We start from the raw sequence: 22031 nt of genomic DNA, 5'->3' as shown, positions 1-22031 counted from the left end.
GGATATAATTCAGAAAATTATATATTTTTGAAGATTCTAAAAAGAAAGAGAGCTTACAAAGAGAGGGGTAGCATAAAAATGAATAGCTTACTGATTATTAATTGGCTGGCTGCCATTGCTGTTATTGCTTATGCAGGATATTTGTTTGTATATCTTATACGGACGAGAATAGCCTACATACAATTAGGAAAAAAAATTGAATTTGACCGTCGTTTTAAAGAGCGTTGGGATCTCCTTAAGGTCAATGTTTTCGGTCAGAAAAAGCTGCTGAAAGATAAGAAAAGCGGCATCATTCACGTTATGTTCTTTTACGGATTTATTCTTGTCCAATTTGGAGCAATTGACTTCGTTTGGAAAGGACTCGCACCAGGATCACATCTTCCACTTGGACCACTATACCCTGCATTTACATTCTTCCAGGAAATTGTCACACTTGTTATTTTAATTGCAGTATTTTGGGCTTTTCATAGACGTTATGTAGAAAAGCTTGTTCGTTTAAAACGTAACTTCAAATCAGGTCTTGTTCTTATCTTTATCGGTGGTTTAATGATTTCTGTGCTACTTGGTAACGGTATGGGACTTATATGGCATGGCGAGGAGCTTTCATGGAGTGAACCAATTGCTTCTGCAATCGCTTACGTTTTTAGCGGGATAAATGAAACCGTAGCCATTTCAGTGTTCTATTTCTCTTGGTGGGTGCATTTACTAATTTTGTTAACGTTTTTAGTGTATGTTCCACAGTCAAAACATGCGCATTTAATTGCGGGACCAGCTAATGTATTTTTCGGTCGTATTTCAAACCCAGGGAAGCTTGAAAAGATTGATTTTGAAGATGAAACGCAAGAAACATTTGGTGTTGGTAAAATTGAAGACTTTAGACAAAATCAACTTATTGACTTATACGCTTGTGTAGAGTGTGGCCGTTGTACAAATATGTGTCCAGCAACAGGCACAGGAAAAATGTTATCGCCGATGGACTTAATTTTAAAACTTCGCGATCATTTAACTGATAAAGGGGCTGCGGTAACATCAAAAGCACCGTGGGTTCCAGTAGTTGCCTTCAATAATACACAAGGAAATCAGTTAGCGATGATGGCAGCTGGAAAAGGACAACAAGAATCAGCGGCTACAACGCTCGCTTACGATCCGAGTTTAATCGGAGATGTTATTACAGAAGAAGAGATTTGGGCATGTACAACGTGTCGTAACTGTGAAGATCAATGTCCAGTTATGAATGAGCATGTTGACAAAATTATTGATTTACGTCGATATCTCGTTTTAACAGAAGGAAAAATGGACGCGGAAGCACAACGCGCGATGACAAACATCGAGCGTCAAGGAAATCCGTGGGGTCTGAACCGTAAAGAGCGTGAAACATGGCGCCAAGGTGATGACGAAGTAACAGTTCCAACTGTAAAAGAAAAATCAAAAGCTGGTGAGGAATTCGAGTATTTATTCTGGGTTGGTTCAATGGGATCATACGACAACCGTAGTCAGAAGATTGCAATATCATTTGCGAAGTTAATGAACGAAGCAGGCATTTCATTCGCAATTCTCGGTAATAAAGAAAAGAATTCTGGAGATACACCACGCCGCCTCGGAAATGAATTTGTATTCCAAGAGATGGCGACAAAGAATATCGAAGAATTTGAAAAGGCAGGAGTGAAGAAAATCGTTACGATTGATCCTCATGCTTATAACACATTTAAAAATGAGTATCCGGACTTTGGCTTGCAAGCAGAAGTCTATCATCATACAGAATTGTTAGCTCAGTGGGTGAAAGAAGGGCGCTTAAAGCCTGTTCACGCTATTAAAGAAACAGTTACGTACCATGATTCCTGTTATTTAGGAAGATACAACGAAGTGTACGAAGCGCCACGTGACATTTTGAAAGCGATTCCTGGAGTGAATCTTGTAGAAATGGCACGTAACCGTGAAACAGGAATGTGCTGTGGCGCAGGTGGTGGCTTAATGTGGATGGAAGAAACAACAGGTTCACGTATTAACGTTGCTCGTACAGAACAAGCATTAGCTGTACAGCCATCCATTATCGGTACAGGTTGTCCATATTGCTTAACGATGATCAGTGATGGAACGAAAGCGAAAGAGGTAGAAGAGAAAGTTCAAACTCTTGATGTGACAGAGATTTTAGAACGATCTGTTATCGGACAGAAAAAAGAAGCGATGTAGTTTATAAGAATGTATACAACTTTAGAAAGAGGTGCAATGATTGCACCTCTTCTCAACGTAGGGATACCGAGCGAGCGCTCAGTGTTAAAAAATGAAATGGGGGAAAGAAACATGAGTAAAACAGTTATTTTAAGTGCTGCAAGAACACCAGTTGGAAAATTTGGAGGATCTTTAAAAGATGTAAAAGCGACGGAACTTGGAGGAATTGCAATTAAAGCAGCGCTTGAAAGAGCAAATGTTGCGGCTAGTGATGTTGAAGAAGTTATATTTGGAACGGTTATTCAAGGTGGACAGGGACAAATTCCATCGCGCCAAGCTGCGAGGGCTGCTGGAATCCCTTGGGAAGTGCAGACGGAAACAGTGAATAAAGTTTGTGCATCAGGCCTTCGTGCGGTTACGTTAGCGGATCAGATTATTCGTACTGGCGATCAATCACTGATTGTAGCTGGTGGTATGGAGTCGATGAGTAACAGTCCTTACATTTTACGCGGAGCAAGATGGGGATACAGAATGGGCAACAACGAAGTTATTGATTTAAACGTTGCTGACGGTTTAACATGCGCATTTTCAGGTACACACATGGGTGTTTATGGCGGAGAAGTTGCGAAGGAAGATGGAATTTCTCGCGAAGCGCAAGATGAATGGGCATATCGTAGCCATCAGCGTGCGGTTTCAGCGCATAAAGAAGGACGTTTTGAAGAGGAGATCGTTCCAGTAACGATCCCGCAAAGAAAAGGCGATCCTATTGTCGTTGCAAAGGATGAGGCGCCACGTGAAGATACAACGATTGAAAAGTTAGCAAAGTTAAAACCTGTATTTGATAAGACAGCGGCGGTGACAGCTGGTAATGCGCCGGGACTAAACGATGGTGGTGCCGCACTTGTATTAATGAGCGAAGACAGAGCGAAGCAAGAAGGAAGAAAGCCATTAGCGACAATTTTGGCGCATACAGCAATTGCAGTGGAATCTAAAGATTTCCCAAGAACGCCAGGTTATGCAATTAACGCATTGCTTGAAAAAACAGGCAAGAAAATTGAAGACATCGATTTATTCGAGATCAATGAAGCATTTGCAGCGGTAGCAATTGCAAGTACAGAAATCGCAGGAATTGATCCAGAAAAATTGAATGTAAATGGCGGCGCAGTGGCGATGGGACATCCGATTGGAGCAAGCGGAGCGCGCATTATCGTAACATTAATCCATGCACTTAAGCAGCGCGGCGGCGGAATTGGAATTGCTTCGATTTGTAGCGGTGGCGGTCAAGGGGATGCAGTGATGATTGAAGTTCACTAATTAAAGTTCGAGGGTATAAAATTTATTAACAATTAAGGGGGAAGAAAAAATGGGTGTACAAAACATTGTTGTAATTGGTGCAGGACAAATGGGATCAGGAATTGCGCAAGTATGTGCAATGGCAGGATATGACGTGAAGGTACAAGATTTAAAAAAAGAGCAATTAGATAGAGGATTGGCTATTATTACGAAAAACTTAGTGCGCCAAGTAGAAAAAGGACGCATGAAGGAAGAAGAGAAGGAAGCGACATTAAATCGTCTTACAGTAACGCTTGATTTAGATTGTGTGAAAGAAGCGGATCTTATTATTGAAGCAGCTGTTGAGAAAATGGATATTAAAAAGAAAATCTTTGCGAATCTAGATGAAATTGCTCCAGAACACGCAATTTTAGCGACGAATACTTCATCTCTGCCAATTACAGAAATTGCAGCGGTAACGAAGCGTCCGGAAAAAGTAATCGGCATGCACTTTATGAATCCAGTTCCAGTTATGAAGCTTGTTGAGATTATTCGTGGTTTGGCTACAGATGATGCGGTATATGAAGCAATTGAAGATATTACGAAAAAAATTGGGAAAGTACCAGTTGAAGTGAATGACTTCCCAGGTTTTGTATCAAACCGCATTTTGCTACCGATGATTAACGAAGCAATTTATACGTTATATGAAGGTGTAGCGACGAAAGAAGCAATTGATGAAGTAATGAAGCTTGGTATGAACCATCCGATGGGGCCTTTGACGCTCGCTGATTTTATCGGTTTAGATACGTGTTTATACATTATGGAAGTGTTGCATGAAGGATTAGGAGATAGTAAATATCGCCCATGTCCGTTATTACGTAAGTATGTGAATGCAGGATGGTTAGGGCGTAAAACAGGTCGTGGATTCTACGTTTACGAATAAATGCCCCCTTTGTTACAAAATAGTGGTCTTACCAAATTGTTAAAAGGATATATAGCAAATGGAGGCGGAGTATATGAACTTTCGTTTTAATGAAGAGCAGCAAATGATGAGGAAAATGGTTCGGGATTTTGCACAGAAGGAAATAGCTCCCTTTGTTCCTAGTATGGAACAAGGGGTGTTCCCAAAAGAGATTTTACAAAAGATGGGTGAGCTTGGATTAATGGGGATTCCAGCGCCTGCAAAATACGGCGGGGCAGAAATGGATTTTATTTCTTACATTCTAGCAATTGAGGAAATCTCAAAGGTAAGTGCAACAGTTGGTGTAATTTTAGCTGTACATACGTCAGTTGGAATGAATCCGATTTTATATTTCGGAACAGAAGAACAGAAGAAAAAATATGTTTCTAAACTTGCAACCGGGGAATATTTAGGCGCATTTGCTTTAACAGAGCCAAATGCAGGATCAGATGCAGGGAGTTTGAAATCAAGAGCTGTAAAAAAAGGCGATCATTACATTATTAATGGATCGAAAGTGTTTATTACAAATGGTGGTGAAGCAAGTACATACATTGTATTCGCATCTACAAATCCAGATGTAGGAAAAAGTGGTATTTCTGCATTTATAGTAGAGAAAGATACACCTGGTTTAATCATCGGAAAAGATGAACATAAGATGGGGCTTCTCGGTTCTCGTACGGTACAACTTACTTTTGAAGATATGAAAGTGCCAGCTGAGAATTTACTTGGGGAAGAAGGACAAGGATTCAAGGTGGCAATGGCGAATTTAGATGTTGGGCGAATTGGAATCGGTGCACAGGCGTTAGGAATTGCTGAAGCGGCGCTTGCATGTGCAATTGATTATGCAAAAGAACGAGAGCAATTTGGGAAACCAATTGCGGCGCAGCAAGGGATTGGCTTCAAGCTTGCAGATATGGCAACAAGTGTCGAAGCAGCAAGGTTACTCGTATATAGAGCGGCGTCTCTTAGGGCACAAGGATTACCATGCGGTAAAGAAGCATCTATTGCGAAATTATTTGCTTCTAAGACAGCGGTTGAAGTCGCGATTGAGGCGGTGCAAGTATTTGGTGGTTACGGTTATACGAAAGACTATCCAGTAGAACGATTTTTCCGTGATGCGAAAATCACGCAAATATATGAAGGAACAAGTGAAATACAGAAACTTGTTATTAGCCGTGCTTTATAAAAGGGCGAGGGGGAGACGGAGATGCATTTTAAACTATCAGAAGAACATGAAATGATAAGAAAAATGGTTCGAGATTTTGCTAAAAATGAAGTAGCACCAACAGCAGCTGAGCGTGATGAGGAAGAGCGATTTGATCGAGAGTTATTTGATCAAATGGCAGAGCTTGGTTTAACCGGCATTCCGTGGCCTGAAGAATACGGCGGAATTGGAAGCGATTACTTAGCGTACGTAATTGCTATTGAAGAATTATCTCGAGTTTGTGCTTCAACAGGTGTAACACTGTCTGCGCATACTTCACTTGCTGGATGGCCAATTTTTAAATTTGGGACAGAAGAACAAAAGCAAAAGTTTTTACGACCGATGGCTGAAGGGAAGAAAATTGGTGCATACGGCTTAACGGAGCCAGGATCTGGATCGGATGCTGGTGGAATGAAGACAACCGCAAAGAGAGATGGCGACCATTATATTTTAAATGGATCAAAAATTTTCATTACAAATGGCGGTATTGCTGATATTTATGTTGTTTTTGCGCTAACTGATCCTGAATCGAAGCAGCGCGGTACGAGTGCATTTATTGTAGAAAGTGATACACCGGGATTTTCAGTTGGGAAGAAGGAGAGCAAGCTAGGGATTCGCTCTTCACCAACGACTGAAATTATGTTTGAAAATTGCCGTATTCCTGTAGAGAATCTACTTGGAGAAGAGGGGCAAGGATTTAAAGTTGCGATGCAAACATTAGATGGAGGTCGTAACGGTATCGCGGCGCAAGCAGTTGGTATTGCACAAGGGGCTTTAGATGCTTCTGTAGAATATGCAAGGGAGCGCCATCAATTTGGAAAGCCAATTGCGGCGCAGCAAGGGATTGGCTTTAAACTTGCGGATATGGCAACAGATGTAGAAGCGGCACGCCTTTTAACATATCAAGCGGCTTGGCTTGAATCAGAAGGGCTTCCGTATGGAAAAGAATCAGCGATGTCAAAAGTATTTGCGGGGGATACAGCGATGAAGGTGACGACTGAAGCGGTACAAGTATTTGGTGGTTACGGTTATACGAAAGATTATCCAGTAGAGCGTTATATGCGAGATGCAAAGATTACACAAATATATGAAGGAACACAAGAGATTCAGAGGCTTGTAATTTCTCGTATGCTAACGAAGTAGGAACGAAAGCGTAGGTATTTTCCTACGCTTTTTCCTTCCAAAAAATAATAGAGAGAGGTGAAGGTAATGGTTAAACATAATGTACATGCATCGGTGAAAGATGAAAAATTAGTTGCGTTAAGACGTGAACAAATGATTAAAGGTGCGGTGCAACTGTTTAAACAAAAAGGATTTCCGCGTACAACAACGAGAGAGATTGCAAAAGCGGCTGGATTTAGTATAGGGACACTTTATGAGTACATTCGTACAAAAGATGATGTTTTGTATTTAGTTTGTGATAGTATATATGAACATGTAAAAGAACGATTAGAGGAAGTAGTGTGTACAGAAAAAGGGAGTATAGAAAGTTTAAAGATAGCGATAACGAATTACTTTAAAGTGATGGACGAATTACAAGAAGAAGTATTAATTATGTATCAAGAAGTACGTTTTTTACCGAAAGAATCTCTCCCATATGTATTAGAAAAAGAGTTTCAAATGGTAGGAATGTTTGAGGATATTTTAGAACAGTGTACGGAAAATGGAACATTTATATTAAATAAAAAAGAAATACAGCTTCTTGCACATAATATTTTTATACAAGGACAAATGTGGGGGTTTAGACGCTGGGCACTGCAAAAACTGTATACGCTCGAAGAATATACAGAAATGCAAATTAGGTATGTGTTGCAAGGTGCCCATATGCTTCAGGAATAAGGAACAGACAAATTATTAATTTTATTACCATATAAAAGTTTCCCGTTTTTTTTGTAGCATATTTGTGCGACTTTTGTTTATAATGAATAGTATGGATTTTTTTAAGCAGACCGTTATATATAAGGTTATATTTGATGAAAGGAAGTGCCGCATAAGTGAATTTTAAGCAATATTCACCAGAAGAGCTAAAAGAATGTTCAATGATTGAAGTTGTACATAGCGTTTTAGGGGATAAAAGACAAGCAACGACATTCAACGAGTTGGTTCAAGAAATCGCTCAAGTGCTGGGACTATCTCAAGAGCAAGTTAATGCGAAACTCGCACAATTTTATACAGACTTAAACATCGATGGACGTTTCATTAATTTAGGAGAAAATCGTTGGGGACTACGCAGCTGGTACCCATATGAGCAAATTGATGAAGAAATCTTACCGCAGCCAAAACCGAAGAAGAAACGTAAAGTTGAAGAAGACGGTTTTGACGACTACATTGAAGAAGATGAAGATGACTTTGACGATGCAGACGGAAATGCAGACGAAGAAGATGATGTAGAAGATTTGGACAAGGTTCTTGAAGAGGAAGACGGAGATGACGACGATCTTGATGATTTAGATGAAGATGAAGAAGACGACTTCGCTGAAGAAGAACTTGAGTATGACGAAACTGAAGAAGAAGAGGAAGAACTGTAGTTCTTGACTTTTCATTATCGTCCATGTAGAATCATTTTTGGGCTCTTTAAAAAAGGACGATAATACTTTTAAAGTGTAAATATAAAAGAAAATTGCTCCCTACTTGTTACTTTATGTGATGAGGGGAGCAATTTTCTTTTTTGTTTTTTGTTTAGAAAATAAAAAGAGTCTAACAATAAGATGGATACAGTGTTATCTACATACGTTGCGCTTTGCAACGGTGATTATATAACAGCAAAATAGAAGGGAGCTTTTTCATGACTAAGTATATTTTTGTAACAGGCGGTGTAGTATCGTCTTTAGGAAAAGGTATTACAGCAGCATCTCTTGGAAGACTTTTAAAAAATCGTGGTTTAAATGTAACGATTCAAAAGTTCGATCCATATATTAACGTAGACCCAGGGACTATGAGCCCATACCAACACGGTGAGGTATTCGTAACAGATGATGGCGCAGAAACTGACTTAGACCTTGGTCACTATGAGCGTTTTATCGACATTAACTTAAACAAATACAGCAACGTAACAACAGGTAAAATTTATTCTTCAGTTCTTCAAAAAGAGCGTCGCGGTGAATATCTAGGAGGAACAGTTCAAGTTATTCCTCACATTACTAACGAAATTAAAGAGCGCGTATATCGTTCTGGCCGTGAAACAAATGCGGATGTTGTTATTACAGAAATCGGTGGAACTGTTGGTGATATCGAGTCTCTACCATTCTTAGAAGCAATCCGTCAAATTAAGAGCGACATCGGTCGTGACAATGTAATGTACATTCACTGTACGTTAATCCCGTACTTAAAAGCAGCGGGTGAAATGAAGACAAAACCAACACAACATAGTGTTAAAGAACTTCGTAGCTTAGGTATTCAACCAAACATTATCGTTGTTCGTACAGAAATGCCTGTTTCTCAAGATATGAAAGACAAGCTTGCATTATTCTGTGACATCGATACAAAAGCAGTTATCGAAGCTCGCGATGCAGATACTTTATATGCGGTTCCATTATCTCTTCAAGAACAAAACATGGACCAAATCGTTTGTGACCACTTAAAATTAGACAATCCAGCTGCAGATATGACAGAGTGGACTGCGCTAGTTAACAAAGTACGTAACCTTTCTAAGAAAACAAAAATCGCTCTTGTTGGTAAATATGTAGAACTTCAAGATGCATATATTTCTGTTGTAGAAGCACTTCGTCATGCTGGTTACTCATTCGATACAGATGTAGAAGTAAAATGGGTAAATGCTGAGCACGTAACAGCAGAAAATGTACAAGAATTAGTAGGAGACACAGATGGTATCCTTGTACCAGGTGGCTTCGGCGATCGTGGTGTAGAAGGTAAAATCGTTGCGATTCAATATGCTCGTGAAAACAAAGTTCCATTCTTAGGAATTTGCTTAGGTATGCAACTTGCATCAATCGAATTCGCACGTAATGTATTAGGTTTAGAAGGTGCTAACTCTTCTGAAATTAACCCTGATACACCATACGCAATCATTGACCTATTACCAGAACAAAAAGATGTAGAGGACCTAGGTGGTACACTTCGTCTTGGTCTATACCCATGTAAGCTTGCTGAAGAAACAAATGCTTACAATGCTTATAATGAGCCGGTTGTATATGAGCGTCATCGTCATCGTTATGAGTTCAACAACCAGTTCCGTCCGGATATGGAAAAAGAAGGATTCGTATTCTCTGGTACAAGCCCAGACGGCCGTCTAGTTGAAATCATTGAATTAAAAGACCACCCTTGGTTCGTAGCAGCACAGTTCCACCCAGAACTTGTTTCTCGTCCAAACCGTCCACAACCATTGTTCCATGACTTCGTAAGAGCTTCTATTACGAATAAAGAGAGCAAGTAATAAAAAAAGCGCCGTCACTTTAAAGTGACGGCGCTTTTTTTAATATTCGTTTAACATTTCATCGATTGTAAATTTGATTCCGTGATAAGCAAATAAAGCTACTATTAAGCTTGGGAACCCGTAGCGATTACCTTCATCGTCTGGAATAAGGCCTTTTAACAGTTTTGTATCAATATGTACGTCTGTATATTGTTCCAGTGATTTCGTACCTTCTTGAAGAGCAGAAATGCCGACAATAGAGTGTCCCTCTTCTTGTAGTTTTTTTGCAATTTCTACAACTGCTTCATCTGTTGAAAAACGGCTAATAAGAAGTACACGATCCGCAGAGGTTACTTCTGCTTCTTTACCATTTTCAAATAATCGTTTTGCTTGCTTCATTGGTTCAGCACCGAATAGTGCTTCGGTAACAACGCCATCCATTTCATTTGTACCATATAAATAAATGAAACCATCGCCAACTAGTGCTTGAGCAAGTAAACGAGCGCTATCTTCTATATTCATTTCTTCTTTTTGAGAAACTCTGGAGAAATAACCACTTAATTGAGTTGAAAAAATTTTTAACATAATGTTACTCCCTTCGTACGTGTTTGCCGGCTTTCATTATAGTTTATTTTTTTAGAAAGGTGAAATCGTAGGGTAGCATAACAAAATAGGAAACGGTAAAATAAGAAATAATAGGAAGGAATTTGCCAAAGAATAGCGAAAATAAATCGTTAAGATATAAGAAGCTTTAAATCTTGTACTTACACAGAAAGGTTGGGAATTATGGAAGGTAAAATTTTAATCGTTGATGATCAATATGGGATTCGTGTGTTATTACATGAAGTGTTCCAAAAAGAAGGTTATCAGACATTCCAAGCAGCGAATGGATTTCAAGCTTTAGATATCGTGAAAAAAGATAATCCGGATTTAGTAGTATTAGATATGAAAATTCCAGGCATGGATGGTATAGAGATTTTAAAGCATGTAAAAGAAATTGATGAGAGTATTAAAGTCATTTTAATGACTGCTTATGGAGAGCTTGATATGATCCAAGAAGCAAAAGATTTAGGTGCTTTAATGCATTTTGCTAAACCATTTGATATTGATGAAATTCGTCAAGCTGTGAGAAATGAGCTCGCTGTAGAGGCGTAAAAATGAATTTTTTATAAAAAATATGGAAAAAAGCGTTTACATGGACTATTGTGCAGGTGAATACGGTTGAGTTTTTGAGTACAAGTTGTTATCCTATTGAGTGTAGAAAAAAGTCCGGTATGTAGATATACATATTTTACCTTATTCTGGTCATACTACCAGCGATAAGAACTTATCGGATACAAAAAACGTTTTTTAGGAGGATTCACCATGCCTTTAGTTTCTATGAAAGAAATGCTAAACAAAGCACTAGAAGGAAAATACGCAGTTGGTCAATTCAACATGAACAACTTAGAGTGGACTCAAGCTATCTTAGCTGCTGCGGAAGAAGAAAAATCTCCTGTAATCCTAGGTGTATCTGAGGGTGCAGCTCGTCATATGACTGGTTTCAAAACAGTTGTAGCTATGGTTAAAGCTTTAATCGAAGAAATGAACATCACTGTTCCTGTAGCGATTCACCTTGACCATGGTTCAAGCTTCGAAAAATGTAAAGAAGCAATCGATGCAGGTTTCACATCTGTAATGATCGACGCTTCTCACCACCCATTCGAAGAAAACGTTGAAACTACTAAACAAGTAGTAGAATACGCACACGCTCGTAACGTATCTGTTGAAGCTGAGCTTGGAACAGTTGGCGGACAAGAAGACGACGTAATCGCTGAAGGCGTAATTTACGCTGACCCAGCAGAGTGTAAGCACCTTGTTGAAGCAACAGGTATCGATTGCCTAGCTCCAGCTTTAGGTTCTGTACACGGTCCTTACAAAGGTGAGCCTAACTTAGGATTCGCTGAAATGGAACAAGTTCGTGACTTCACTGGCGTACCTTTAGTATTACACGGTGGTACTGGTATCCCAACTGCTGATATCGTAAAAGCTATCTCTTTAGGTACTTCAAAAATCAACGTAAACACTGAGAACCAAATCGAGTTTACAAAAGCTGTTCGTGAAGTATTAAACAAAGACCAAGAAGTTTACGATCCTCGTAAATTTATTGGACCTGGCCGCGACGCTATTAAAGCAACTGTTGCTGGTAAAATGCGTGAGTTCGGTTCTAACGGTAAAGCGTAAGAATAAAATTCCGTTTTGGAAACCGTCTAGTCTTTTAGACGGTTTCCTTTCGTTGTATAATGAAAGCGTGAACAAGTCGAAAGATTTTATCATTTTTGGTTTTTAAATAGAAAATAATGTGCATAGTCCTATTAATAAATGTGATAACGTATCTAAATTGATAAAGTGAATTCGATGAATAGTTGATCTTTATCTATTCGTGCTACAGGAGAAATGAAGATAATGGTTTCCTATTTATTGAGTTTTGGGATGGAAAGAGTAATTGAGATTCTTAAGGGGAGCTTTCTATAAAAAGATAGAAAGTAAATACATTCACAAGAAGGGAGCTCAATATGGAAAAATTGCTAATTGAAGGCGGAAGAGCTTTAAATGGAACAATTCGAGTAAGCGGTGCAAAGAACAGTGCCGTTGCATTAATTCCAGCGACAATTTTAGCAGATACTCCAGTAACTATTGGTGGTGTCCCTAATATTTCGGACGTGAAAATGTTAGGAGACTTACTAGAGGAAATTGGAGGGAAAGTAACTTATGGACAGGAGGAAGAGATGGTAGTCGATCCTTCTAACATGGTTGCAATGCCTTTGCCAAATGGAAAAGTGAAAAAGTTGCGCGCTTCTTATTATTTAATGGGTGCGATGCTTGGCCGTTTTAAAAAAGCTGTTATTGGGCTTCCGGGTGGATGTCATTTAGGACCGAGGCCGATTGATCAGCATATTAAAGGGTTTGAAGCGCTGGGTGCACATGTTACAAATGAACAAGGTGCCATCTATTTAAGGGCAGATGAACTACATGGAGCACGTATTTATTTAGATGTTGTTAGTGTGGGGGCTACGATTAATATTATGCTAGCAGCTGTACGAGCGAAAGGTAGAACTGTTATTGAAAATGCAGCGAAAGAGCCCGAGATTATTGATGTAGCTACATTGTTAACAAGCATGGGAGCACGTATTAAAGGTGCTGGTACAGATGTAATCCGAATAGATGGTGTGGACTCTTTACATGGTTGTCACCATACTATCATCCCAGATCGTATCGAAGCTGGTACGTATATGATTCTAGGAGCTGCATCAGGAGGAGAAGTAACGGTTGATAACGTTATTCCTCAGCACTTAGAATCAGTTACTGCAAAGCTAAGAGAAGCTGGTGTTCAAGTTGAAACGAACGATGATCAAATTACGGTGAACGGTAATAGAAAGTTAAAAGTAGTTGATATCAAAACGCTTGTATATCCAGGTTTTCCAACGGATTTACAACAGCCGTTTACGACGCTTTTAACAAAGGCGCATGGGACGGGAGTTGTAACAGATACAATTTACGGTGCCCGTTTCAAACACATTGATGAATTACGTCGTATGAATGCTCAAATTAAAGTAGAAGGTCGTTCGGCAATTGTAACTGGTCCTGTGTTACTGCAAGGTGCAAAAGTGAAGGCGAGTGATTTACGAGCGGGAGCGGCACTTGTTATTGCAGGGTTAATGGCAGATGGAATTACAGAAGTAACAGGACTTGAGCATATTGATCGAGGTTATGAGAATATAGTGGACAAGCTTAAAGGGCTTGGAGCAAACATTTGGCGAGAACAAATGACAAAACAAGAAATTGAAGAGATGAAGAACGCATAAGTGATACTTCCGCAAGGGGGAAGCGAAGCATCACTACTTGCGGAAGTACACTTTATAGAAAAACACGGTTCACAAAATACGGCAGAAATATAAAGACTTAAAGGAGAGGGATTATTGTGGAAAGAAGTTTATCTATGGAGTTAGTACGTGTAACAGAGGCTGCAGCATTATCATCAGCGCGTTGGATGGGGCGCGGGAAAAAGGATGAAGCAGACGGTGCAGCAACATCAGCTATGCGTGATGTATTTGATACAATTCCGATGAAAGGTACAGTTGTAATTGGTGAAGGTGAGATGGATGAAGCACCAATGCTATATATCGGAGAGAAATTAGGTACAGGATATGGACCACGTGTAGACGTTGCAGTTGATCCTTTAGAAGGGACAAACATCGTAGCAGCTGGTGGCTGGAATGCTCTTGCTGTTATTGCAATTGCAGACCATGGTAATTTGTTACATGCTCCTGACATGTACATGGATAAAATCGCGGTTGGCCCAGAAGCAGTTGGGGCGGTCGACATTGATGCGCCTATTATTGATAACTTACGTGCAGTTGCGAAAGCGAAAAATAAAGATATTGAAGATGTTGTAGCGACAGTTTTAAATCGCCCACGTCATCAAGAAATTATCGAAGAAATTCGTAAAGCTGGTGCTCGTATTAAATTAATTAATGATGGAGATGTAGCTGGAGCGATTAATACAGCGTTTGATCGTACAGGTGTAGATATTTTATTTGGATCTGGTGGAGCACCTGAAGGTGTATTAGCAGCGGTTGCTTTAAAATGTTTAGGTGGAGAAATTCACGGAAAACTATTGCCACAAAACGAAGCTGAATTAGCACGTTGTAAAAAAATGGGCATAGAAGACATTAATCGTATCCTTCGTATGGAGGACTTAGTAAAAGGTGACGATGCAATCTTTGCAGCAACAGGTGTAACAGATGGAGAACTATTACGCGGTGTTCAATTTAAAGGTAGCGTAGGAACAACGCAATCTCTTGTTATGCGTGCGAAATCAGGCACAGTTCGCTTCGTAGATGGTCGTCATAGCTTAAATAAAAAACCAAACTTGGTTATTAAATAAAAAGTGGAAGCGGCTCGCTCAGAATCGCAGGGCATTGGAACTCTCGACCTTGAAGCGCTCTTTGCTTCGAGTGAGAGAGTGAAATGACCGGGGATTCTAGCCGCTGGAACTGGATTTAAATAAAAAGCGTAAGCAGCTCGTTCAGAATGGGAGGGGGGATGGAGCTTCTGACGTAGAGGCGCTTTTTGCCTCGCAGGAAGAAGTGAAGCCACCGACCATTCTAGCTGCTGAAGCTGGATTAAGTAAAAAGCGTAAGCGGCTCGTTCAGAAAGGTTAAAATGGTCGATCTTTTTAACTATCGGAGCTGGAACTAAATTAAATAAGAAGCGAAGACAAATTTTCTTGTCTTCGCTTCTTGTATTTGTGTTCCAACGTATTGATTAAAACTAGATAAAAGGGTTACAATAGTGAATATTACCCTACTTGAACTTATTGCCTTTCATTATTAATTATTTGCCTTCCGTATTTTTCCCTTTACCCATGAAAAAAGAGAATAACGTTAAAGTGTGGTGTCTGAATGAATTTGTCAATTGCAGCATTAGAAAACATGAAGTTAAAAGAGTTATACGAGCTTGCGAAAGAATTTAAGATTTCGTATTATAGCAAGTTAACGAAAAAAGAGTTAATCTTTTCTATTTTGAAAGCTCGAGCAGAAAAAGAAGGTTTCTTTTTCATGGAAGGCGTATTAGAAATTATTCAATCAGAAGGATTTGGATTCCTACGTCCTATCAACTATTCTCCAAGCTCAGAAGATATTTATATCTCAGCTTCGCAAATTCGTCGTTTCGATTTACGTAATGGAGACAAAGTTTCTGGTAAAGTACGACCTCCTAAAGAAAATGAACGCTATTTTGGGTTATTACAAGTTGAAGCTGTAAACGGAGATGATCCAGATTCAGCAAAAGAGCGTGTGCATTTCCCTGCATTAACACCATTATACCCAGATCGCCAAATGAAATTGGAAACGGAACCGAAAAAGTTACCGACACGTATCATGGATTTAATCGCACCAGTTGGATTTGGACAACGTGGTTTAATTGTTGCGCCTCCAAAGGCTGGTAAAACAAGTCTATTAAAAGAAATTGCACACAGTGTTACAACAAATCATCCAGAAGCAGAATTAATTGTTCTTTTAATTGATGAGCGTCCAGAGGAAGTAACAGACATTGAACGTTCTGTTAAGGGCGACGTTGTAAGTTCTACTTTTGATGAAGTACCAGAAAATCATATTAAAGTAGCTGAACTTGTGTTAGAACGTGCAATGCGTCTTGTAGAGCACAAAAAAGATGTTATCATTTTAATGGATAGTATTACCCGTTTAGCGCGAGCTTACAACCTCGTTATTCCGCCAAGTGGTAGAACATTATCGGGTGGTATCGACCCAGCGGCTTTCCATAGACCGAAGCGTTTCTTTGGAGCTGCACGTAATATTGAAGAAGGCGGTAGCTTAACGATTTTAGCAACAGCCCTTGTTGATACAGGATCTCGTATGGACGATGTTATTTACGAGGAATTTAAAGGAACTGGAAATATGGAACTTCACTTAGATCGTTCGTTAGCTGAACGTCGTATCTTCCCAGCGATTGATATTCGTCGTTCTGGTACACGTAAAGAAGATCTATTAATTCCAAAAGAGCATTTAGACAAGTTATGGGGCATTCGTAAAACAATGCGTGATACACCAGACTTTGTTGAAAGTTTCTTACGTAAGCTTCGTCAAACGAAGACAAACGAAGAATTTTTACAAAACATTGTTGCAGACTCGAAAAGATATGTAACAACTAAGTAAAGGGAAAAGATTGGGACTCGCTTATTTTATAGTAAGCGAGTTTCTTATGCCTTTTAGGTGATATTAAAGAGAGAAATAAGTGGGAGAACCTTAGCTAGTCAGAGCAGAACGAGCCCCCTCCACTTTAAGGTGATATCTAGCTCCAGCGGCTAGAATGGTAGGTGGCTTCGCGTCTTTCCATGAGGCAAAAAGCGCCTCAAGTGAGAGGGTGTGAAGTGTCCTGGATTTTTAAGTGATATCCAGTTCCGGTGGCTAGCTCTTCACATCTAAGAACCTTCCGCCCGAAAGGTAAAAAGCACCTTTAGGGCGAAAGAACCTTAGCTGGTCAGAGCTGAGCGAGCCCCCGCCGCTTTAAATTTAATATCCAGCTCCAGCGGCTAGAATGGTCGGTGGCTTCGCGTCTTCCTGCGAGGCAAAAAGCGCCTCTACGTCAGAAGCTCCATCCCCCTCCCATTCTGAACGAGCCGCTTGCGCTTTTAAAATTAAAAAGACAAAAACAGGTAGTTGCAAAATGAAGTTAGCCTTGTTATAATTTCATCATATGTGTTTCATCAATATAGTTGTGTATGCAGCTGAAGATGAAAAACTCTGTTTCGAAAATGATTCAGGGCGGAAGGAGATGAAAAGAATGAAAGCAGGAATTCACCCAGATTACAAGAAAGTTGTATTCATGGACACAAACACAGGCTTCAAATTCTTAAGCGGGTCTACTAAAGGCTCTAGCGAAACTGTTGAGTGGGAAGATGGTAACACTTATCCATTACTAAAAGTTGAGATCAGTTCTGATTCTCACCCATTCTACACTGGACGTCAGAAGTTTGCTACTGCAGACGGACGCGTTGATCGCTTCAATAAGAAATACGGTATCAAGTAATAAAAACATAAAACAGGCAAGTGTATGTATTCGCTTGTCTGTTTTTTTTGCGAAAATATTATACCTTTACCCTACTTTTAACTAAAAAGTAGATGAAAGGAGAGCTTCATGTACTTAATAAATCAAAATGGTTGGATTGAAGTGATTTGCGGTAGTATGTTTTCTGGTAAATCAGAAGAGTTAATCCGCCGTGTGCGCCGTACGCAATTTGCGAAACAACATGCAATTGTATTTAAACCATGTATTGATAATCGCTATAGTGAAGAAGACGTTGTATCACATAACGGATTAAAGGTAAAAGCAGTTCCTGTTTCAGCTTCAAAAGATATATTTGAACATATCACTGAAGATATGGATGTAATTGCAATCGATGAGGTGCAATTCTTTGATGGGGACATTGTGGAAGTGGTGCAAGTATTGGCAAATCGTGGCTATCGTGTCATTGTAGCTGGTTTAGACCAAGATTTCCGTGGTCTACCATTTGGACAAGTTCCTCAGCTGATGGCGATTGCTGAACATGTAACAAAACTACAAGCAGTATGTTCTGCATGTGGATCTCCGGCAAGTCGTACACAACGATTAATTGATGGAGAACCAGCGGCATTTGATGATCCGATTATTTTAGTTGGGGCTTCAGAATCGTATGAACCACGCTGTCGTCATTGTCATGCAGTTCCTACAAACAAAGACAAGTAAAACTCGCTGCGCAAGGCGGGTTTTTTTCAGAATAGAGAGTGTGGGTGGTGTGAGCCGCTTACGCTTTTAAATATTATCTAGCTCCAGCGGCTAGAATCTCCGGCCATTTCACTCTCTCGCCTGAAGCAAAAAGCGCTTCAAGGTCAAGAGTTGAAAGTGTCCTGCGATTCTGAGCAAGCCGCTTGCGCTTTTAAATATAATTTGCGTTTTTTTGAGTAAGTACCATATACTATTTGTATTAGATACTAGGATGTAGAGGTGAATGATGTGTTAGATCGTTTGCAAGCTGTAGAAAATCGTTATGAGAAGTTAAATGAATTGTTAAGTGACCCAGAGGTTATTAGCGATACAAATAAGCTTCGTGAATATTCAAAGGAACAGTCTGATATACAGGAAACGGTAGAGGTGTATCGTGAGTATAAGGATGTTCGTGAGCAATTAAAAGATGCGAAAGCAATGTTAGAAGAGAAGTTAGACGCAGAAATGCGTGACATGGTAAAAGAAGAGGTTTCTGAGTTAGAATCACAAGAAAAAACGTTATCAGAACGTCTGAAAATTTTACTAGTTCCAAAGGACCCTAATGATGATAAGAACGTTATCGTTGAGGTTCGTGGGGCTGCTGGTGGCGATGAGGCCGCTTTATTTGCTGGTGACTTATACCGCATGTATAGCCGTTATGCTGAGGTTCAAGGTTGGAAAACAGAAATTATCGAGGCTAGCTATACAGAGTTAGGTGGATATAAAGAGATTATCTTTATGATTAACGGTAAAGGTGCTTTCGCGAAGCTGAAATTCGAGAATGGTGCTCACCGTGTACAACGTGTTCCTGAAACGGAATCTGGTGGACGTATTCATACATCTACAGCAACTGTAGCTGTATTACCAGAGGCAGAAGAAGTAGAAATCGACATTCACGAGAAAGATGTTCGTGTTGATACATTCGCTTCTAGTGGTCCTGGTGGACAGAGCGTTAATACAACGATGTCAGCGGTACGTTTAACGCATTTACCGACTGGTGTAGTTGTATCTTGTCAGGATGAGAAATCACAAATTAAGAATAAAGAAAAAGCGATGAAAGTATTACGCGCACGTGTTTATGATAAGTTTAGACAAGAAGCACAAGCTGAATATGATCAAAACCGTAAACAAGCTGTTGGTACGGGTGATCGTTCAGAGCGTATTCGTACGTATAACTTCCCGCAAAACCGTGTTACAGACCATCGAATCGGTTTAACGATTCAAAAGCTAGATCAAATCTTACAAGGTAAGTTAGATGATTTCATCAATGCCTTAGTGATGGAAGATCAGGCTCAAAGGATGGAGGCAGCTGAGTAATGCGTGTCTATGAAGCCCTGAAATGGGCTTCTTCTTTTTTACAGGAAAATGGACGAGATGAAAATGCGGGAGAAATTGTCCTTTGTCATGTATTAAAGATGAACAGAACAGGATTACTTATGAATATGCGTGAAGAAATAAATGAGGAACAAGAGGCAAGCTTTACGGAGTTTATCCACAAGCATGTAGAAGGTATTCCTATTCAATATATGATTGGTTATGAAATGTTTTATGGCCGGTCGTTCTTTGTGAATGAAGAAGTATTAATACCAAGACCGGAAACAGAAGAGCTTATAGTAGGAGTATTAGAAAGAATTGAGCGCCATTTTGGCGACAAGGAACTACATGTAGCAGATATAGGCACAGGTAGTGGAGCGATTTCTATTACGCTTGCTTTAGAAAATAAAAATCTTCACGTGTATACAGTAGATATTGCACAAGAGTCGATTGAAGTTGCAAAAGAAAATGCAAAATCTTTAGGTGCAGAAGTAACGTTCTATCACGGTGATTTATTGTCACCATTTGATAAAACGGGTCAAAAGCTAGATGTTGTTGTTTCAAATCCTCCATATATACCGGAAGAGGATTGGCGTGGTCTTTCTCCTGTTGTGAAAGAGCATGAGCCGAAGAGAGCACTTGTTGGTGGAGAAGACGGATTAGATTTTTATCGCCGTTTTATGGAAGAATTGCCGAATGTGTTGCAGGAGAAAGCAATTGTAGCGTTTGAAATTGGAGTAGGACAAGGTGAGGATGTAAAGAGATTGTTACAACAAGCTTTTCCGCATGCCCATGTTGAGGTTGTTTTTGATATTAACGGAAAAGACCGTATGGTATTTGCTGAGATGGAGTAAGGTTCACACCTTACTCTATTTTTTTTTGGGAAAATTCATATAGATTTTGAATTTAATAGTTTAGAAATATGAAAGTCTGTCCACACTGTTTGTAGAAGGGACGGTGGAGGAAATGAAAAAACAAGTTATTGCTTATCTTCTTATATTATTAATTGGTGCACAGTTACTTGTGCAGTTTGGATATATGAAAGCTGATGCGAAAGGGCCTTCAGTTATTCCGAAAGAGGCCGTTCGATTAAGAATTTTAGCAAATAGTGATTCAGATAAAGACCAGGCATTAAAGCGTAAAGTACGTGATGAAGTAAAAGCACAAATTGATGGATGGGTAGCGGATTTAACTTCATTTGAAGAGGCACGCAAAGTAATTCAAAATCATATTCCAGAAATCGAGAAAACGGTGGAAAATACGTTAAAAAGAGAAGGAAGTAAAGAATCATTTCAAGTGAAATTTAGTAAGAATGTAAAGTTTCCTACAAAGGTATATGGGAATTTTATTTATCCAGCAGGAGAATATGAAGCAGTATTGATCACAATTGGAGAAGGTGAAGGCGCGAACTGGTGGTGTGTATTATTTCCACCAATGTGTTTCTTAGATTTTTCGAGTGGGACAGCTGTAAGAAAAGAAGAGCACGTTGTGAAGGCGGAATCTCCTGAAGAGGAGCAGGTGAAACAACTAGATCAAGAAGTAGTAGATACAGAAGAGAAGAAAGTGGATAAGGTAAAAGAAAAGAAAGTTGTAAAACAGGAAGTAGTAAAAAAAGTAACAGCTTCTGAAAAGAAAGTAGTAAAAAATGAAACAAAAGTCGCAGAGCAGCCTGTAAGTGAAGAAGAAACAAAAACTGTGGAAAAAGTGGAGAAACCTGTGGAGAAAAAACAAGAAAAGCAAAATGAGTATGTAAAAGTCGAAGAGAAAGAAGAAAAGCCAGAAGTTAAATTGTTTATTGTAGAAGCTTTTACATCTTTATTCTCTAAATAGTACTATTAATAAATCCCTCCTCATATATAAAAATGAGGAGGGATTTATTATGAAGAAAGTGTATTTTGCTACGAAAGCAGATGTGGAAAGATTACATTCTTTTTTCGGACAAGCTAATAAAAAAGATGATAAAATAAATGAGTTGTACGCACAATTTATGATTTTGGAAGAGGCGGAAGAAATACGAGCTGTAATTGGTTATGAACAAAGTGGGGAAGATGTACTTATTCGTTCTTGTTTATTCACACCTCATGTGGATAAACAGACTTTCTTATATTTTTTTGAAATGTTTTTGCAGTATATGAAAGAAAAAAGTGTTCAACAATTGTACTTACTAACAAACCATCCACAATCTGTACCGATCTTTCAGTTCTTTGACTTTTTTACTATAGAAAAGGATGAGGTTCCAGAGGGAATTCAACAGTTAGAACATTTTTGTAAAAATATAAAAGAGCAGAATGCAATAATACTAAATTGTCAGCTATTCACAAAGTTATCCACGGATTAATTAGGTTTATCCACATTTTGTGGATAAACCTTGTTTGTCTTTTGGATAAATCTCATAGTAAACTAAAAATAGACAAGTATTTAAGGGTAGAAAAGGA

At 39.2% G+C, this 22031-nt stretch carries 20 protein-coding genes; 19 read left to right on the top strand and 1 reads right to left on the bottom strand.

Annotated features, from left to right (window positions below):
* Nucleotides 1-78 precede the first annotated feature (78 nt).
* The 8 genes from JFU02_RS18420 to pyrG all read left to right on the top strand — a co-directional run bounded on the left by JFU02_RS18420 (nt 79) and on the right by pyrG (nt 9999).
* Entirely contained in the window at nt 79-2190 is a 2112-nt protein-coding gene (locus tag JFU02_RS18420; RefSeq protein WP_001086754.1) for a (Fe-S)-binding protein, read from the top strand.
* A 9-nt stretch (nt 2191-2199) separates the two neighbouring features.
* Complete coding sequence (locus JFU02_RS18415) at nt 2200-3483, top strand: acetyl-CoA C-acetyltransferase (protein WP_003308258.1); 1284 nt, start codon at nt 2200-2202, stop codon at nt 3481-3483.
* Between the two features lie 49 nt (nt 3484-3532).
* On the top strand, nt 3533-4384 hold the full coding sequence (locus JFU02_RS18410) for a 3-hydroxybutyryl-CoA dehydrogenase (protein WP_000538872.1): 852 nt from the start codon (nt 3533-3535) through the stop codon (nt 4382-4384).
* A gap of 73 nt (nt 4385-4457) precedes the next feature.
* Complete coding sequence (locus JFU02_RS18405; RefSeq protein WP_001011172.1) at nt 4458-5588, top strand: acyl-CoA dehydrogenase; 1131 nt, start codon at nt 4458-4460, stop codon at nt 5586-5588.
* Between the two features lie 21 nt (nt 5589-5609).
* The gene (gene acdA / locus JFU02_RS18400; protein WP_000545550.1) at nt 5610-6749 is read left to right on the top strand and encodes an acyl-CoA dehydrogenase AcdA; all 1140 of its coding nucleotides are present in this window, start codon (nt 5610-5612) and stop codon (nt 6747-6749) included.
* A 66-nt stretch (nt 6750-6815) separates the two neighbouring features.
* On the top strand, nt 6816-7445 hold the full coding sequence (locus JFU02_RS18395) for a TetR/AcrR family transcriptional regulator (RefSeq protein WP_201071409.1): 630 nt from the start codon (nt 6816-6818) through the stop codon (nt 7443-7445).
* Between the two features lie 155 nt (nt 7446-7600).
* Nucleotides 7601-8134 (top strand): DNA-directed RNA polymerase subunit delta, encoded by a 534-nt coding sequence (gene rpoE / locus JFU02_RS18390; protein ID WP_001009773.1) that lies wholly within the window; start codon nt 7601-7603, stop codon nt 8132-8134.
* A gap of 257 nt (nt 8135-8391) precedes the next feature.
* Nucleotides 8392-9999, top strand: coding sequence for a CTP synthase (gene pyrG, locus JFU02_RS18385; RefSeq protein WP_000170461.1), 1608 nt, complete (start codon nt 8392-8394; stop codon nt 9997-9999).
* Between the two features lie 39 nt (nt 10000-10038).
* On the opposite strand, the gene JFU02_RS18380 is transcribed toward pyrG, so the two are convergent.
* Nucleotides 10039-10563: a DUF2529 domain-containing protein gene (locus JFU02_RS18380; protein ID WP_000912410.1), complete on the bottom strand. Its 525-nt coding sequence runs from the start codon at nt 10561-10563 to the stop codon at nt 10039-10041.
* Nucleotides 10564-10764: 201 nt separating this feature from the next.
* Here JFU02_RS18380 and spo0F point away from each other — a divergent pair, with 201 nt between their 5' ends.
* The 11 genes from spo0F (at nt 10765) to JFU02_RS18325 (ending at nt 21934) form a co-directional block, all read left to right on the top strand.
* Nucleotides 10765-11133, top strand: a complete 369-nt coding sequence (spo0F, locus tag JFU02_RS18375; RefSeq protein ID WP_000398594.1) for a sporulation initiation phosphotransferase Spo0F — start codon at nt 10765-10767, stop codon at nt 11131-11133.
* Nucleotides 11134-11343: 210 nt separating this feature from the next.
* Nucleotides 11344-12201 carry a class II fructose-bisphosphate aldolase gene (locus JFU02_RS18370; protein WP_001131856.1) on the top strand — a complete coding sequence of 286 codons (858 nt, stop codon included), beginning with the start codon at nt 11344-11346 and terminating at the stop codon, nt 12199-12201.
* Nucleotides 12202-12533: 332 nt separating this feature from the next.
* Nucleotides 12534-13823: a UDP-N-acetylglucosamine 1-carboxyvinyltransferase gene (gene murA / locus JFU02_RS18365; protein WP_000413248.1), complete on the top strand. Its 1290-nt coding sequence runs from the start codon at nt 12534-12536 to the stop codon at nt 13821-13823.
* A gap of 116 nt (nt 13824-13939) precedes the next feature.
* A complete protein-coding gene (glpX, locus tag JFU02_RS18360) occupies nt 13940-14905 on the top strand; it encodes a class II fructose-bisphosphatase (protein WP_000442340.1) in 966 nt (321 codons plus the stop codon).
* 517 nt (nt 14906-15422) lie between these two features.
* Nucleotides 15423-16694, top strand: coding sequence for a transcription termination factor Rho (gene rho / locus JFU02_RS18355; RefSeq protein WP_001053903.1), 1272 nt, complete (start codon nt 15423-15425; stop codon nt 16692-16694).
* A gap of 628 nt (nt 16695-17322) precedes the next feature.
* Complete coding sequence (locus JFU02_RS18350; protein ID WP_000643435.1) at nt 17323-17568, top strand: type B 50S ribosomal protein L31; 246 nt, start codon at nt 17323-17325, stop codon at nt 17566-17568.
* A 108-nt stretch (nt 17569-17676) separates the two neighbouring features.
* Complete coding sequence (locus JFU02_RS18345) at nt 17677-18264, top strand: thymidine kinase (RefSeq protein ID WP_000280851.1); 588 nt, start codon at nt 17677-17679, stop codon at nt 18262-18264.
* A gap of 267 nt (nt 18265-18531) precedes the next feature.
* Nucleotides 18532-19599, top strand: coding sequence for a peptide chain release factor 1 (gene prfA, locus JFU02_RS18340; RefSeq protein WP_000887066.1), 1068 nt, complete (start codon nt 18532-18534; stop codon nt 19597-19599).
* On the top strand, nt 19599-20450 hold the full coding sequence (gene prmC, locus JFU02_RS18335) for a peptide chain release factor N(5)-glutamine methyltransferase (RefSeq protein ID WP_001267025.1): 852 nt from the start codon (nt 19599-19601) through the stop codon (nt 20448-20450). The genes prfA and prmC overlap by 1 nt, the downstream gene beginning before the upstream one ends.
* A 112-nt stretch (nt 20451-20562) precedes the next feature.
* A complete protein-coding gene (spoIIR, locus tag JFU02_RS18330) occupies nt 20563-21426 on the top strand; it encodes a stage II sporulation protein R (protein WP_201071406.1) in 864 nt (287 codons plus the stop codon).
* A 49-nt stretch (nt 21427-21475) separates the two neighbouring features.
* Nucleotides 21476-21934: a GNAT family N-acetyltransferase gene (locus JFU02_RS18325; RefSeq protein WP_000758437.1), complete on the top strand. Its 459-nt coding sequence runs from the start codon at nt 21476-21478 to the stop codon at nt 21932-21934.
* Nucleotides 21935-22031: the final 97 nt, after the last annotated feature.

Source organism: Bacillus sp. TH13, assembly GCF_016651175.1.
In the GTDB taxonomy this organism is placed as follows: domain Bacteria; phylum Bacillota; class Bacilli; order Bacillales; family Bacillaceae_G; genus Bacillus_A; species Bacillus_A thuringiensis_S.
The sequence above is the reverse complement of the archived record's forward strand: the minus strand, read 5'-3'. Positions and strand labels throughout refer to the sequence as shown.

Excerpts from the sequence above, each read along its gene's own strand:
- JFU02_RS18420 (WP_001086754.1), top strand. The coding sequence starts at position 79 with ATGAATAGCTTACTGATTATTAATTGGCTGGCTGCCATTGCTGTTATT.
- JFU02_RS18350 (WP_000643435.1), top strand. The coding sequence starts at position 17,323 with ATGAAAGCAGGAATTCACCCAGATTACAAGAAAGTTGTATTCATGGAC.
- JFU02_RS18410 (WP_000538872.1), top strand. The coding sequence starts at position 3,533 with ATGGGTGTACAAAACATTGTTGTAATTGGTGCAGGACAAATGGGATCA.
- JFU02_RS18395 (WP_201071409.1), top strand. The coding sequence starts at position 6,816 with ATGGTTAAACATAATGTACATGCATCGGTGAAAGATGAAAAATTAGTT.
- prmC (WP_001267025.1), top strand. The coding sequence starts at position 19,599 with ATGCGTGTCTATGAAGCCCTGAAATGGGCTTCTTCTTTTTTACAGGAA.
- JFU02_RS18380 (WP_000912410.1), bottom strand. The coding sequence starts at position 10,563 with ATGTTAAAAATTTTTTCAACTCAATTAAGTGGTTATTTCTCCAGAGTT.
- acdA (WP_000545550.1), top strand. The coding sequence starts at position 5,610 with ATGCATTTTAAACTATCAGAAGAACATGAAATGATAAGAAAAATGGTT.
- murA (WP_000413248.1), top strand. The coding sequence starts at position 12,534 with ATGGAAAAATTGCTAATTGAAGGCGGAAGAGCTTTAAATGGAACAATT.
- JFU02_RS18405 (WP_001011172.1), top strand. The coding sequence starts at position 4,458 with ATGAACTTTCGTTTTAATGAAGAGCAGCAAATGATGAGGAAAATGGTT.
- JFU02_RS18415 (WP_003308258.1), top strand. The coding sequence starts at position 2,200 with ATGTATACAACTTTAGAAAGAGGTGCAATGATTGCACCTCTTCTCAAC.
- JFU02_RS18345 (WP_000280851.1), top strand. The coding sequence starts at position 17,677 with ATGTACTTAATAAATCAAAATGGTTGGATTGAAGTGATTTGCGGTAGT.
- JFU02_RS18370 (WP_001131856.1), top strand. The coding sequence starts at position 11,344 with ATGCCTTTAGTTTCTATGAAAGAAATGCTAAACAAAGCACTAGAAGGA.
- pyrG (WP_000170461.1), top strand. The coding sequence starts at position 8,392 with ATGACTAAGTATATTTTTGTAACAGGCGGTGTAGTATCGTCTTTAGGA.
- spo0F (WP_000398594.1), top strand. The coding sequence starts at position 10,765 with ATGGAAGGTAAAATTTTAATCGTTGATGATCAATATGGGATTCGTGTG.
- JFU02_RS18325 (WP_000758437.1), top strand. The coding sequence starts at position 21,476 with ATGAAGAAAGTGTATTTTGCTACGAAAGCAGATGTGGAAAGATTACAT.
- rho (WP_001053903.1), top strand. The coding sequence starts at position 15,423 with ATGAATTTGTCAATTGCAGCATTAGAAAACATGAAGTTAAAAGAGTTA.
- spoIIR (WP_201071406.1), top strand. The coding sequence starts at position 20,563 with ATGAAAAAACAAGTTATTGCTTATCTTCTTATATTATTAATTGGTGCA.